A 13,956-nucleotide genomic window follows, 5' to 3' on the forward strand; every position below is an offset into this window, starting at 1 on the left:
ATCTGGTGGCTCCGGTGGAGGTCAAGGTGGCAACGGCAGCGCGCCCGGTGGTGGTGGCGGTGGTAACAAAACGAGCGGCGAAATCAATCACAACTGGGGCGGCGCTGGAGGCGCACGTTGTCAGAAGACATTCTCGCGCGGTGCAATCGCCGCGGGCACCGTACTTGCGCTGGTCGTCGGTGCTGGTGGCGTGCGCGGATCGGCAAATGGCGTAAACGGCGGAACCGGTGCAGTAGGCAGGATCAGGATCACATGGACCTAATGTCTGCTCGCTGCTTGCAATTTTGCATGCGCTTCCTTCGCCGTAGCAATGACCGTATCGTCCGCGTTGTCAGCCTTTAGAACTTCCTCGATCATTGAGAATGGCATTGCTGTTCCATTCACGGTCGTCGTGAGTTCGCCATCGCGATTAAACATGTATATTCGCGTGTACCCGGCGACATAAACGGTCGCGTTTTGCTGTTCGAAATCCACCTGTATCTGTGAAACGAAACGCCTGATGGCCTGTGAGACTTTGGCTCGACTTACGAAGATTTCGTCGGCGTTGCCATTGGTCCAAAGTTTTCTCTCAGCCGCTATCATGTCGCTGACGTTCAGAAGTTTATCAGTCTGATCGTCGATTGCCTTGATAGCCGATTCCGCTTCATTCAGCCTTGCCTTCTGCTGTTCAGTTTCCTGTCGCAGTTCACGCAAACGGGCGCTGTACTCGGCCTGAGTTTCCTCATCGTCCACAAGTTCAGACATGCGCATGGCGTTTTTGCGCCTTTTCTCTAGTTCCGCGATTTCGGCTTTAGCAGTTTCGGTTTGCTGAACCAGCGCGTCACGGCTGGATGAACTGCGATTATGGCCCAATTGGCTGTCCAGATAGAAATCGGTCACGTGGTTGAGAATGCCGTTTTCGAGTTTGTCGTACGGAAACAGCACCGATGGTCCAGTGCAAGTCTTGTCCTCGTATCGTCTTTTGCAGCGATAATACTGGTAGTGGTTTTTTGTTGACCGGACCAAGCCCAAGCCGCCTCCGCAGTGGGTGCAGCGCGTTATCGTCTGGAACAGGTTCGCGTATTTTGCGCCTTTACGTCCCGTCTTGGCTGCTTTCGCCTTATTCCGTTGAACGCGCCAGAAAAGTTCTTCACTGACCGCAGCAGGGTAATATCCCTTTATGGGCTCACCCAACGGCACCAACTTGCCGTCAACCGTGTCGTGAACTTGGAGAGTGCCGATAGCAGTCTCGTTCTTCAAGATGCGGGAAACTGTGTTCTCCCACCATTTGGTACCTGTTGCCTTCAATGTCGGCGTGTTTGCCTCGTTGAGCAAACGAGCAATGCTCAAAGGTCCGACGCCTTGATCTGCTAGTTCGAAGATACGTTGAACAGTCCGGGCGTGCTCGTTGAGTGTGAACTTGACGTCCTTGCTCCCTTCGATCCGTGTCTGATCGATCCAACCAACACAACCAGATTGGAAACGTGGCTTGCCCGCCAGCATGTCTCTGCGATTCGCGTCATGGTTCTTTTTGCTATTGTAGGATTTTCGAGCACTTTCCTCGTGGCCACGCGACATGATCGTTAGAGAAATAATCATCTGCGTGAAGTCTCGGCCACGCTCGTAAATCTGGCCGTCTGTGAGCGTGACAATCCGAATGCCCGCTTGCAATAGGGCGATGAACTGCGCTTGAGCGTCGATAGGAGTTTGGCGAGATAGACGGTCAAGGTTCTCGACAAGCAGATATGAACCGACCGCAATTTCACCGGCCGCCACAAGTTCTAGAAAACGACCAAGTGCGCCTGACTTGATGTGATCCCCGTGAAAGCCTGATTTTCCAAGGTCTCGGAGGCTATCATCGAGTTCGAGGCCGTGTTTCGCAGCATACGCTTGCGCCGCTTCTAACTGGCGTTCTTCTCCCCGGCCTTTGCGCTGCTCTTTCGAAGATATTCGAATGTAGGAATAGGCTCTTATCGTCATCATCTGCTCCGTCATGTGCATGCTAAGACGCGTGCCTTAACGCCATGTGTATAATGCACACAGCAGCGGTGGGCGGCGGCGTGCAGAACTTCGAGGCGATCAAGCTGGTGAAGTTCGCGGCGAGCTGAGGCCTGCTTCACCTTGCCACTCTCCCCGCTTGCGGGGAGAGGTTTGGGTGCAATCCCATGGCAGGCCTGTGCTTGGTGATTGCCCCTCATCCGGCTGCCGCCACCTTCTCCCCGCAAGCGGGGCGAAGGGGTTATGGGGCGCTGCTTTCCTTCCTGCAATTTCCCTCGCACCGGCGGTTGTCCCCTGCCGCCGGTGCCGGCGGGCGCGGTTCTTCCTCCCGGCCGCGCCCGCATCCCTTTCATCGCAAGAGGACGACCATGACCATAACCGAACTTCTGCCGCCCGCGGCCGAGCCGATCACGCTCGCCGAGGCGAAGGCGCATCTGCGCCTGGAGACCGACGACGAGGATGCGCTGCTTGCAGCACTCATCCGCACCGCCCGCAATCACCTGGAAAGTGAGACGGGGCTATGCCTCATCACGCGGACGCTGAGGCTTTATCTCGACGACTGGCCGGACGGACAGGTGATTCAGATTGCCAGAGGGCCGGTGCAAGCCATTGAAACCGTGACGGTTTACGACGAGCTGGGCGACCCGGTGGAGGTGGCGCTTGCCGGCGCCGTGCTCGACGGCACCGCCCGCCCGGCGCGGCTCCTCCTGCCGGACCGTCCGGAGACCAGGCGCGCGCTCAACGGCATCGAAATCGATTTCACTGCCGGCTTCGGTGAAAGCGGCGCGGATGTGCCCGATACGCTGAAGCGGGCGCTGCTGCTGCATGTGGCCGCGATGTTCGAGCTGCGCGGCGTCGTCTCGCTGGACGACCAGCCGGGCGCGGTGCCGCAGGGCTACGACCGGCTCGTCGCACCCCATCGCCTGCGGAGGCTGTGATGACGAAACCCATCGACCCCGGGGCGCTGAGCGTGCGGCTGGTGCTGGAGCACCCGGTCGAGACACCGGACGGGCAGGGCGGCGTGGAAACCGGGTTCGCCGCACTCGCGACGCTCTGGGCGCGCATCGAGCCGGTATCGGCCGGCGCCGGCGAGGCGGCCGGCGCGCTGCAACGGCGGGTGACGCACCGGATCTGGCTGCGGGCGCGCGGCGATCTCAACGGCGGCATGCGGCTGCGCAAGGGCGCGCGCATCTTCGCGCTCGTCGCCTTCCGCGACCCGGACGAAACCGGGCGCTACACGCTCTGCGACTGCGAGGAGATGAGCCCATGAGCGCGGCCTCGGCCTTGCAGAAGGCGATCTACGAGCGGCTTTCCGCCGATGCGGCGCTGACGGCGCTCGTCGGCCCCGGCGGCATTACCGATCGCCGGCTTTCGCAGTCCGCGGCGCCGCTCCTGGTGATCGCCGGCATCGACAGCATCGATCATTCGACGGCGAGCGAGCCGGGCGAGCAGCACACGGTGCTGCTGGAGGCCTGGAGCGAGGCGGCGGGCCACAAGACGGTGCAGGCCATCGCCGCGGCGGTTCGCACGGCGCTGCATGATGCGGCGCTCGCACCGGACGGCCATCACCTCGTCTTCCTGCTGCATCGCGACACGCAGCTGCGGCGGGACGGCAAGTCGCGCTTCCACCGCGCCGAAATGCGCTTTCGGGCCGTGACGGAGCCCGTTCTCTAACAACGTTTCACGGAAAGGATAGGGCCATGGTGGCACAGAAGGGGCGGGATCTGCTGCTCAAAGTCGATAATGGGACGGGGTTCGCAACCGTTGCCGGGCTGCGCTCCAAGCGGCTGTCGTTCAACACGCAGCTCGTCGATGTGACGGACGCCGAATCGGCGGGACGCTGGCGGGAACTGCTGGGCGGGGCGGGCGTGCAGCGCGCGGCCATCTCCGGCAGCGGCATCTTCAAGGACCAGGCGTCGGACGCGCTGGTGCGCTCGCTGTTCTTTGCCGGCACGATCATGCCGTGGCAGGTGGTGATCCCGGATTTCGGCAAGGTCTCCGGCGCCTTCCAGATCGCGGCGCTGGAATATTCCGGCGCGCATGACGGCGAGGTGGTTTTCGAGATCGCGCTTGAATCTGCGGGACAACTGACCTTCGAGGTGGTGTGATGGGCGCGCGGGCAAACCGGCATCGCGGCGAGATCGAGGCCGACTTCGACGGCGCGCGGCGGGTGCTGTGCCTGACGCTCGGCGCGCTCGCCGAGCTGGAAACGGCCTTTGCCGTCGACAGCCTGACCGGGCTTGCAGAGCGCTTTTCCTCCGGGCGGCTGAAGGCGGACGACCTGATCCGCATCATCGGCGCGGGCCTGCGCGGCGGCGGCAACCTTTTCAGCGACGAGGAGGTGGCGGCCATGGCGGTGGCGGACGGGCTGGCGGGTTTCGCGCGCATTGCCGCCGAACTGCTGCAGGCGACCTTCGGCGGGGCGGCGCAAGACGAAAACCCTTGAGGGCCGCATCCGGCGCGTCCGGCGCGGCACCTGCCTTCCCCTGGGAGGCGGTGCTGCATGCCGGGCTGTGCCGCATGCGGCTTTCCGCACGCGATTTCTGGGCGATGACGCCGCGCGAACTGGGCTTTGCGCTCGGCCTGCTGCGGCCCTCGGCGGTGGTGCCGGGGCGCGGGGCTTTGACCGCCCTGATGCAGGCCTTTCCCGACGAGATGGAGTGAAACATGGTGACTTCGGACGACAATGGACGATCCGCCTCGCTTGCCGACACGCGGCATCAGGCCGAGGCGCTGACCGACGTCTTCGACGACCTGGAGACGCGCTCGCGCTCCTTCGGCTTCGCGCTGACCTCGGCGCTGAAGGGCGCGGTGGTGGACGGACGCGGGCTGGACAGCGTGCTGCGCGGGCTCGCGCTGCGCATGAGCGACATCGCGCTTTCGGTGGGCCTGAAGCCGCTGGAAGGGTTGCTGTCCTCGGGCATTTCCAACCTGCTCGGCGGTGCGACGCCCTTTGCCAAGGGCGGCGTCGTGGCGGCGCCGACCTATTTCGGCAGCGGCGGCGGGCTTGGGCTGATGGGCGAGGCGGGCGCGGAAGCGATCCTGCCGCTGAAGCGCGGCCCGGACGGTTCGCTCGGCGTTGCCGCCGGCGGGGGCGGGGCGGGGCAGATCGTCTTCAACGTGACGACGCAGGATGCGGCCAGCTTCCGCAAATCCGAGGGACAGATCGCCGCCATGCTGACGCGTGCGGTGGGGCGCGGGCAGCGGAGTTTGTGAGCGTTTGCGAGGTGCGCGGGCCCCTCTCATCCCGCTGCCGCGACCTTCTTCCCGCGGGCGGGGGGAAGGGGCTGGGGGCGTCGGTTTCCCAGATTGCCGACGTCCATCGTTGGGGATGGCGTTGCTGTAACCAGCTTCGCTTTTGGGACAAGGCGCCGGCAGTGCGGCCATATTCTTTGGAGATATCCGGATGGCAGGATTTCATGATGTGCGGTTTCCGTTGCGCGTCGCGCTCGGCACGAGCGGCGGGCCGGTGCGGCGCACGGATATCGTCAGCCTTTCCAACGGGCGCGAGAACCGCAACCGCCGCTGGCAGGATGCACGCCGGCGCTACGACGCCGGTTCGGGCGTGCGCTCCGTGGACGACCTCTACGCGGTGCTGAACTTCTTCGAGGCGCGGGCCGGGCAGTTCAACGGGTTCCGCTTCCGCGATCCCGTCGACCACAAGTCCTGCGCGCCCGGCGCGACCGTGAGCGCGACCGACCAGTTGCTCGGCACCGCCGACGGGACGACGGCGATGTTCCGGCTGGTGAAGCGCTATGCGGATGCGGGCGGCGAGACGGTGCGGCCGATCGAAAAACCCGTGGCGGGCACGGTGGTGGTCTCGGTGGGGGGTGCCGTGGTGCCGGCGGGCGACTATGTCGTCAACCACGCAGCCGGTCTCGTGACCTTCAAGCCGGACAAGATTCCGGCTGCGGGCGCGGTGCGGGCGGGCTTCGAATTCGACGTGCCGGTGCGCTTCGATACCGACCGGATCGACATCGATCTCGCGCAGTTCGACGCCGGCCGCATCCCGTCCATCCCGCTGGTGGAGATCAGGCCATGAGAACGATCCCGGCAGGGCTGCAGGCCCATCTCGACGGCGAGGCGACGACATTGTGCAACGCCTGGCGCGTCGTGCGCCGCGACGGCGTCGTTCTCGGTTTTACCGATCATGACCGCGATCTTGAATTCGACGGCGTCACCTATCTCGCGGCAAGCGGCTTCGAGGCGAGCGAGACGGAGGACGGCAACAGCCTTTCCGCCGAGGGCGGCGATGTCTCCGGTGGTTTCTCGGCGGATGCGATCACGGCGGAGGACCTGTCGGCCGGGCGCTATGACGGCGCGAAGGTCGAGGTGTTCCTGGTCAATTGGCAGGAGACCGGGCAGCGGCTCCTTCTGCGCACCGCCGAGCTCGGCGAAGTGCGCCGCGAGGGCGGGCTTTTCCGCGCCGAGCTTCGGCGCCTGACCCACACGCTCGATCAGGTCAAGGGCCGCATCTATGGCCGCCAGTGCGACGCCGTGCTGGGCGATGCGCGCTGTGGCGTCAATCTCGCGGCCTACCGCGCGAGCGCGACGGTCAGCGCGGTCACGGATGACATGCACATCGAGGTGACCGGCCTCTCGGGTTTCGCGGAGCGTTTCTTCCGCTACGGCGTGCTTTCCTTCACCGGCGGGGCGGCGGCCGGGCTTTCGGCCGATATCGAGGATCACCGCAAGGCGGCCGGCGCCGATTCTCTCACGCTCTGGCTGCCCATGGCGGCGGGCGTGGCCGTCGGCGACACGTTGCAGGTGACGGCGGGCTGCGACAAGCGCTTTTCCACCTGCAAGGCGAAGTTCAACAACCGGCTGAATTTCCAGGGTTTTCCCCATATGCCGGGCAGCGATTTCAGCTACGGCTATGCCGACGGCCAGACGGTGCATGACGGGAGGCCGCTCTATGGCTGACGATTTCGGCGACCGGGTCGTGGCCGTGGCGCGCGGTTTCATCGGCACGCCCTACCGGCATCAGGGATCGCGGAAGGGCGTCGGCTGCGATTGCCTCGGGCTGGTGCGCGGCGTTTGGCGCGAACTCTACGACGCCGAGCCGGAGGTGCCCGCACCCTATGCGCCCGACTGGGCGGAGCGTGCAGGCGAGGAGCGGTTGCTGCTCGCCGCCGCGCGACACTGCGGGCCGGCGCTGCCCGCCTCGGCGCTCAGGCCGGGCGATCTCCTCATCTTCCGCTGGCAGGAGGGGGCGGCGGCCAAGCATGCCGGCATCGCCGCGCCGGATGCGCGCTTCATTCACGCCTATGAGCAGGCGGCGGTGATCGAATCGCCGCTCATTCCCTCCTGGCGCCGGCGCATTGCCGGCGTCTTCCGTTTCCCGGAGCTTTCCTGATCCATGGCGACCATTCTCTTCCAGGCCGCGGGTGCAGCCCTCGGCGGCGTGTTCGGTCCCGTCGGCGCCATCGTCGGCCGTGCCGTCGGCGCGCTCGCGGGCTCCATTGTGGACCGCTCCCTCATCAACGGTTCTAAGACGATTACCGGCCCGCGGCTCGGCGATGCGCGCTTGCCGGGCGCGGACGAGGGCACGGCGATCGGCCGCGTCTACGGCACGATGCGGGTGGGCGGCACGCTGATCTGGGCGACGCGCTTCGAGGAGGAGGTGTCGGTCGAGCGGCAGGGCGGCAAGGGCCGCGGACCGCGCGTCGAGACCTATCGCTACTATGCGAACCTTGCGGTCGGCATCTGTGAGGGGCCGATCGCGGCGGTGCGCCGCGTATGGGCCGACGGCCGCGAACTCGACCTGCGCTCGGTCGAGATGCGCATCCACAAGGGCACCCGCACGCAGCAGCCCGATCCTCTGATCGAGGCCAAGCAGGGCGCCGGCAACACGCCGGCCTATCGCGGGCTCGCCTATGCGGTGTTCGAGCGGCTGCCGCTCGACAGCTACGGCAACCGCCTGCCGGTGCTGCAATTCGAGGTGCTGCGGCCGGTCGGGGCGCTGGAAACCGATATCCGGGCGGTCACGATCATTCCCGGCTCGAGCGAGCACGGCTACGATCCCGGCCTGGTGACGGAGAACTTCGGCAACGGCTCGGCACGCCATGTCAACCGCAACACGCTGACCGCCTCGACCGACTGGCAGGCCTCCATCGACGAATTGCAGGCGCTGTGCCCCAACCTCAAGCGAGTCGGGCTGGTGGTGGGATGGTTCGGGACGGACCTGCGGGCAGGCCAGTGCCGGATCGTACCGGGCGTCGAGGTTTCCGCGCGCGGGCAAGAAACGCGGCCCTGGTGCGTTTCGGGCATTGCCCGCGGCAACGCCCATGTGGTGAGCCGCAACGGCGGCTCGCCCGCCTATGGCGGCACGCCCTCCGATGCCGGGGTGATCGCGGCGATCCGCAATCTGAAGGCCCGCGGGCTGGAGGTCTATCTCTACCCCTTCCTTCTGATGGATGTTCCCGGCGACAATGCCTTGCCGGATCCCTATGGCGCGGCCCGGCAGGCGCCCTATCCCTGGCGCGGCCGCATCACCTGTTATCCGCAAGGCGCGGACAAGACCAACGCCGCGCGCAGCCAGGTGCAGGCGTTCCTCGGCAATGCCCAGGCCGGTCACTTCTCGGTCTCGGGCGAGACGGTCACGGGACCGGCCGGCGACAGCGGTTTTCGCCGGCTGATCCTGCATTACGCGAACCTGGCCGAAGTGGCGGGCGGCGTGCACGGCTTCCTCATCGGGTCGGAGATGCGCGGCCTCACCTGGTTGCGCGACGCGGCCGGGCGCTTTCCCTTCGTCGACGGCCTCTGCGACCTGGCGACCGACGTGCGTGCGGTGCTGCGCGCCGGCACGAAGATCACCTACGCGGCCGACTGGAGCGAGTATTTCGGTTTCCAGCCGGGCGATGGCAGCGGCGAGGTGCGCTATCACCTCGATCCGCTCTGGGCCTCGCCTGCCATCGATGCCGTCGGCATCGACAACTACATGCCGCTTGCCGACTGGCAGGACGGCGACACGGTCGCCGGCAATCCGGACGGCTTCCGCCATGCGGAGGATGCGGCCGCGATGCGTGCCCATATCACGAGCGGCGAGGGTTTCGACTGGTATTATGCCAGCGCCGCCGACCGCCGCGCCCGCAACCGCACACCGATCACCGACGGCATGGCGGGCAAGCCCTGGGTGTACCGCTACAAGGACATCGAAAGCTGGTGGGGGAATCGCCATTACGAGCGCGGCCCCGGCGGCACCGAGCTTGCCAGTCCGACGGAATGGTTGCCGCGCTCCAAGCCGATCTGGTTCACGGAGCTCGGCTGCCCGGCCGTGGACAAGGGCGCAAACCAACCCAATGTCTTCGTCGATCCGAAAAGCGCGGAAAACGCGCTGCCCTATCATTCGGGCGGTGCACGCGCCGATTCGATCCAGCGCCGCTTCCTCGATGCGCATCACGGTTGGTGGCAGGGGGCGGGCCCGGAACCCGGCATGGTCGATCCCGGGCGCATCTTCCTGTGGACCTGGGACGCGCGGCCCTATCCGGCCTTCCCGCAGAAAACCGGGCTCTGGTCCGACGGCAGCAACTGGCAGCGCGGCCACTGGCTGAGCGGGCGGCTGGGTGCCGGGACCGTCGCCGATGTCATCGCCGCCATCCTGCGCGACCATGGCTTCGAGGATTTCGACGTATCGGGCGTTTCCGGCGACCTGCCGGGCTTCGTGCAGGGCGAGCAGGCCTCGGCGCGATCGATGATCGAGCCGATCATGGCTGCGTTCCAGATCGACGCGCTGGAGGCGAACGGGCGGCTGACCTTCCGCTCGCGGCTGAAATCCGCGCTGCCGCCCGACGACCTGGATGTGCTGGCCGAGCGGCCGGACGAGGCGCTGTTCGAGGAAAGTCGCGCGCATATCAGCGAGTTTGCCGGCGAAGCGATCCTCGATCACTTCGACGATGCCGGCGCCTATGCGCATGCCACGACGCGCTCGCGCCGCATGGCCGGCGGCACGGACCGGGTGTTGCGGCTCGGCCTGCCGGCCGTGCTGCATGCGGGAGCGGCGGCCTCGGCGGTGGAAACGGCCTTGCGCGACCACCGCGCGGCACAACGGCGGGTGACGTTCCGCCTGCCGCCGACGGCGCTCGGCATCACGCCCGGCGATGTCGTGCGGCTGGCGGACGGACCGGCAGGCCGTTTCCTGATCACCGACATCACCGACGGGCTGGTGCGCGAAGTGGAGGCGCGGGCAATCGCCGCCGGCGACGCCGGCGCGCCGACGCTGGGCGAGGGCGGTGCGGACCCGGTGAACGGTCCGGGCCCGTCGGATGCCTTCGCGCCCGAAATCGTCCTGCTCGACCTGCCGGTTCTCGGCTCCGGCGGGGCGCAGGATTTCGCGCGTGTCGCGGCCTATGCCAAGCCGTGGCGCGCCATGGTCGTCTCCAGTTCCGAGGGGCTGGAAGGGTTCAGGCCGCGGGTGCGGCTGGACAGGCCGGCACGGATCGGCCGGCTCGTCGAGCCGCTTGCGCCGGGCCCGGTGGGACTGTTCGACCTCGCCAATGTCATTGTCCTCGATCTGCCGGGCGGCGAGCTTGCCTCGGCCGATACGGTGAGCGTGCTCAGCGGCGCGAACCGTATCGCCGTGCGCGGTGAAAACGGGGCATGGGAGGTGATCGGCTTCCAGGAGGCGAGCGAAATCGCGGCCGCCCGCTGGCGGCTATCCGGCCTGTTGCGCGCCCTGCACGGCACGGAGGACGTTATGCTCTGGGGCCACGCCATGGACACGCAGGCGGTGGTGCTGGACGAGACGGTGCGGCCGCTCGGCCTCGATGTCGAGGAGGTGGGACGGCTCTCCAACTGGATCGTCGATGCCGTCGGCAGCCCGGAAGGCCAGGCCGGTCCCTATGCCTTCGCCGGCGGCGAACGGGCGCTGACGCCACTCGCTCCCGTGCATCTGCGCGGCGAACGCGGGCCGGACGGCGCGGCGCGCTTTTCGTGGACACGGCGCGGGCGGATCGATTCGGATACCTGGCTTGCGACGGATATCCCGCTCGACGAGCCGAACGAGGCCTATCGCCTCGATATCCTCTCCGGTTCCACGGTGGTGCGGCGCTTCGAGGTGACGGCGCCGGCCTGCCTTTATCCATCCGCCAGCGAACTTGCCGATTTCGGCGCCGCGCAGGCGTCGATCACCATTCGTGTGCACCAACTTGGCCGGGCAATCCCGCTTGGCCTTGCCGCGCAGGCAACCCTGAGCCTCTAGGAGAAGACCATGAACGATGTGAAAGCCTGGTATCAGTCCCGCACCGTCTGGGGCGCGCTGATCGCGATTCTCGCCTCCTTCGCCCACGCGCTGGGGATCGAGGTGACGGCTGGCGACGAGGGCGAACTCGCCGACCTGATCGTCGCGGCCGTCGGTGTCGTGGGCGGGCTTGTGGCGCTGGTCGGCCGGCTTTCGGCACGCCGGCGCGTCGGGTGACGCTTTACAGAAAGTCTGCCCGGCATTCATTTGCCATTCAGCGAGGATCGTTTATTGCTTGCGTCACACTGATGAGCACCTGAAAGTATGTCGATGGCCTCGCCAATTCTCATAACCGCACTTGCGGCCAGCCTGATGCACCCGGTCCCGTTCGATGCGGGCATCCAGCGGGATGTCGTCTCGGTTTCGGGCGACTGCAGCAATGCGGCTGCGCAGGTGGTGGCCCAGACGGGCGGCGAACTGCTCTCGGCGGAGCCGAGCGGCGACAGCTGCGTGGTGACCGTGCTGGTGCCGGGCAAGGACAATGCCCGGCCGCGCAAGGTGACGGTACGCGTACCGATGTAAGACCGTCGGGCCAGCCGGCCCGGCGAGGGGATTGCTGATAGAAAGAGGGCGCATGCGAATCCTGGTGGTCGAGGACGACGTCAACCTGAGCCGACAGCTCAGCGAGGCCTTGAAGGAGGCCGGCTACGTGGTGGACCAGGCCTTCGATGGCGAGGAAGGGCATTATCTCGGCGACACCGAGCCCTATGACGCCATCATCCTCGATATCGGCCTGCCGGAAATGGACGGCATCACCGTATTGGAAAAATGGCGCGCCGACGGCAAGGGCATGCCCGTGCTGCTTTTGACGGCCCGCGACCGCTGGAGCGACAAGGTGGCCGGTATCGATGCCGGTGCCGACGATTATGTCGCCAAGCCCTTCCATGTGGAGGAGGTTCTGGCCCGCATCCGCGCCCTGATCCGCCGTGCGGCGGGCCATGCCAGCCCCGATATCGTCTGCGGCCCGGTGCGTCTCGATACCAAGGGTTCGAAGGCGACGGTCAACGGCGAGACGCTTAAGCTGACCTCGCACGAATACCGGCTTCTCTCCTACCTCATGCATCACATGGGCGAGGTCGTCTCGCGCACCGAACTGGTCGAGCATATGTACGACCAGGATTTCGACCGTGATTCCAACACGATCGAGGTCTTTGTCGGCCGGCTGCGCAAGAAGATCGGCGTCGACCTGATCGAGACCGTGCGCGGCCTCGGTTACCGGATGCAAGCCCCCGCCAATGGCAAATAACGCCAGACGCTCCCGCTCGCTCACCTTTCGCGTCCTTTTTCTCGCCTCCCTCTGGGCCGCGGTGGCGCTCGTCGTCATTGCCGTCGTCATCTCGACACTTTACCGGCAGAGCGCCGAGAAGAGTTTCCGCGACCTTCTGCGCGCGCAGCTCTACAACGTCATCAACTCGATCTCGACCAGCGAGAACACGCGTCTGGCCGGCACGCCGCAGCTCGGCGACCTGCGGTTCTTCCAGCCGCAATCCGGCTGGTACTGGATCGTCGAGCCGATCGGCGGCGCGCTGGAGGGCGAGGCGCTGACCTCCTCCTCGCTCGGCACGGGCAGCATTCCCATCCCCGACACCGACAGCATTCCCTTCGACACCCGCTACGAGCGCTTCTACACGACCATCGATTCCTTCGGGAACGAGGTCGAGGTGGGGGAGACGGAAGTGGTGCTCGACGACGAGGGCCGTACGGCGCGTTTTCGCGTGGTCGGCAACCGTGACGTGCTGGAAAGCGACATCAGCGATTTCTCGGGCAGCCTTTATCTGGCGCTGGCGGGCTTCGGTGTCGGAAGCCTGCTGCTCAACGCGGCGGCGATCCTGATCGGCCTTCGGCCGCTCGATCGTGCCCGTAAGGCGCTGGAAAAGATCCGTGCCGGGGAGAGCGAGCAGCTCGACGGCGATTTTCCACGCGAAATCCTGCCGCTCGCCAGCGAGGTGAACGCGCTGATCGACAGCAACCATCGCATCGTGGAGCGCGCGCGCATGCAGGTGGGCAATCTCGCCCACTCGCTGAAGACGCCGATTGCCGTGCTTCTCAACGAATCGCGGCTGATCGCCGCGCCGCAGGGCGAACTGGTCAAGACGCAGGCCGAGGCGATGCAGGGCCAGGTGCAATCCTATCTCAACCGCGCCCGCATCGCCGCCCAGCGCGAATCGGTGCTGGCCCGGACGGAAGCGCTGCCGGTGCTGGAGCGGCTGGTGCGCGTGATGCGACGGCTGAATGCCGACAAGCAGTTTCCCCTTCATGTCGACCCGCCGGGCATCATGCTGGCGATGGAGCAGCAGGACATCGAGGAAACCGTCGGCAACCTCCTGGAAAACGCCGCGCGCTATGCCAGGACCACCGTCAACCTGCGCGTCTTCATGGCGCCGGCCGATCTGCGCGGGAGCGACGATGCGCGCAAGAGCTGGGTCATCGTCGAAGTCGAGGATGACGGGCCGGGCCTGGAGCCCGACGAGATCCGCGAGGCGATGAAGCGCGGTAAACGGCTGGACGAAAGCAAGCCGGGCACCGGCCTCGGCCTTTCCATCGTCAGCGAGATCGCGTCGGAATACCAGGGTGTTTTCGGACTGTCCCGCGGGGAGGGCGGCGGGCTACTCGCGCGTCTCGTTCTGCCGGCCGTCACAAAGGATGTTGCCTGACACGGCGGACAATGCAACAAGGGATGGTCCGCGATATGAGGATCGCGGAATTGAAGAATGACGGCGGCGTGCCGCCCTTGCGTGAGA

The 13,956-nt window shown here is 66.2% G+C and carries 16 protein-coding genes; 15 read left to right on the top strand and 1 reads right to left on the bottom strand.

Annotation, left to right across the window (positions count from 1 at the left end):
- Window positions 1-258: 258 nt before the first annotated feature.
- Entirely contained in the window at window positions 259-1,959 is a 1,701-nt protein-coding gene (locus tag K6301_RS03955) for a recombinase family protein (protein WP_247219474.1), read from the bottom strand.
- Between the two features lie 386 nt (window positions 1,960-2,345).
- Between K6301_RS03955 and K6301_RS03960 the strand changes: the two genes are divergently transcribed.
- From K6301_RS03960 to K6301_RS04030, 15 genes are all read left to right on the top strand, one after another.
- Window positions 2,346-2,915, top strand: coding sequence for a head-tail connector protein (locus K6301_RS03960; protein ID WP_247219475.1), 570 nt, complete (start codon window positions 2,346-2,348; stop codon window positions 2,913-2,915).
- Window positions 2,915-3,247, top strand: a complete 333-nt coding sequence (locus K6301_RS03965) for a phage head closure protein (protein WP_247220488.1) — start codon at window positions 2,915-2,917, stop codon at window positions 3,245-3,247. Before K6301_RS03960 ends, K6301_RS03965 begins: the two co-directional genes overlap by 1 nt.
- Window positions 3,244-3,651, top strand: coding sequence for a DUF3168 domain-containing protein (locus K6301_RS03970; protein ID WP_247219476.1), 408 nt, complete (start codon window positions 3,244-3,246; stop codon window positions 3,649-3,651). The genes K6301_RS03965 and K6301_RS03970 overlap by 4 nt, the downstream gene beginning before the upstream one ends.
- Before the next feature lie 26 nt (window positions 3,652-3,677).
- A complete protein-coding gene (locus tag K6301_RS03975) occupies window positions 3,678-4,085 on the top strand; it encodes a phage major tail protein, TP901-1 family (protein WP_247219477.1) in 408 nt (135 codons plus the stop codon).
- Window positions 4,085-4,423: a gene transfer agent family protein gene (locus K6301_RS03980; RefSeq protein WP_247219478.1), complete on the top strand. Its 339-nt coding sequence runs from the start codon at window positions 4,085-4,087 to the stop codon at window positions 4,421-4,423. Before K6301_RS03975 ends, K6301_RS03980 begins: the two co-directional genes overlap by 1 nt.
- The gene (locus K6301_RS03985; RefSeq protein WP_134647563.1) at window positions 4,420-4,641 is read left to right on the top strand and encodes a rcc01693 family protein; all 222 of its coding nucleotides are present in this window, start codon (window positions 4,420-4,422) and stop codon (window positions 4,639-4,641) included. The genes K6301_RS03980 and K6301_RS03985 overlap by 4 nt, the downstream gene beginning before the upstream one ends.
- A gap of 3 nt (window positions 4,642-4,644) precedes the next feature.
- Window positions 4,645-5,193, top strand: coding sequence for a phage tail tape measure protein (locus tag K6301_RS03990; RefSeq protein ID WP_247219479.1), 549 nt, complete (start codon window positions 4,645-4,647; stop codon window positions 5,191-5,193).
- Between the two features lie 190 nt (window positions 5,194-5,383).
- Window positions 5,384-6,019, top strand: coding sequence for a DUF2460 domain-containing protein (locus K6301_RS03995; RefSeq protein ID WP_247219480.1), 636 nt, complete (start codon window positions 5,384-5,386; stop codon window positions 6,017-6,019).
- A complete protein-coding gene (locus tag K6301_RS04000) occupies window positions 6,016-6,900 on the top strand; it encodes a DUF2163 domain-containing protein (protein ID WP_247219481.1) in 885 nt (294 codons plus the stop codon). Before K6301_RS03995 ends, K6301_RS04000 begins: the two co-directional genes overlap by 4 nt.
- A complete protein-coding gene (locus K6301_RS04005; protein WP_247219482.1) occupies window positions 6,893-7,333 on the top strand; it encodes an NlpC/P60 family protein in 441 nt (146 codons plus the stop codon). The genes K6301_RS04000 and K6301_RS04005 overlap by 8 nt, the downstream gene beginning before the upstream one ends.
- 3 nt (window positions 7,334-7,336) lie before the next feature.
- Window positions 7,337-11,176 (top strand): baseplate multidomain protein megatron, encoded by a 3,840-nt coding sequence (locus K6301_RS04010; RefSeq protein ID WP_247219483.1) that lies wholly within the window; start codon window positions 7,337-7,339, stop codon window positions 11,174-11,176.
- Window positions 11,177-11,185: 9 nt separating this feature from the next.
- Window positions 11,186-11,392 carry a hypothetical protein gene (locus K6301_RS04015; RefSeq protein ID WP_247219484.1) on the top strand — a complete coding sequence of 69 codons (207 nt, stop codon included), beginning with the start codon at window positions 11,186-11,188 and terminating at the stop codon, window positions 11,390-11,392.
- Between the two features lie 93 nt (window positions 11,393-11,485).
- A complete protein-coding gene (locus K6301_RS04020; RefSeq protein ID WP_134647549.1) occupies window positions 11,486-11,737 on the top strand; it encodes a hypothetical protein in 252 nt (83 codons plus the stop codon).
- A gap of 52 nt (window positions 11,738-11,789) precedes the next feature.
- Window positions 11,790-12,461, top strand: a complete 672-nt coding sequence (locus K6301_RS04025; protein WP_134647547.1) for a response regulator transcription factor — start codon at window positions 11,790-11,792, stop codon at window positions 12,459-12,461.
- Window positions 12,451-13,869, top strand: a complete 1,419-nt coding sequence (locus K6301_RS04030) for an ATP-binding protein (RefSeq protein WP_247219485.1) — start codon at window positions 12,451-12,453, stop codon at window positions 13,867-13,869. The genes K6301_RS04025 and K6301_RS04030 overlap by 11 nt, the downstream gene beginning before the upstream one ends.
- Window positions 13,870-13,956: the final 87 nt, after the last annotated feature.

It is taken from the genome of Shinella oryzae (genome assembly GCF_023038235.1).
Taxonomy (GTDB): Bacteria; Pseudomonadota; Alphaproteobacteria; order Rhizobiales; family Rhizobiaceae; genus Shinella; species Shinella sumterensis.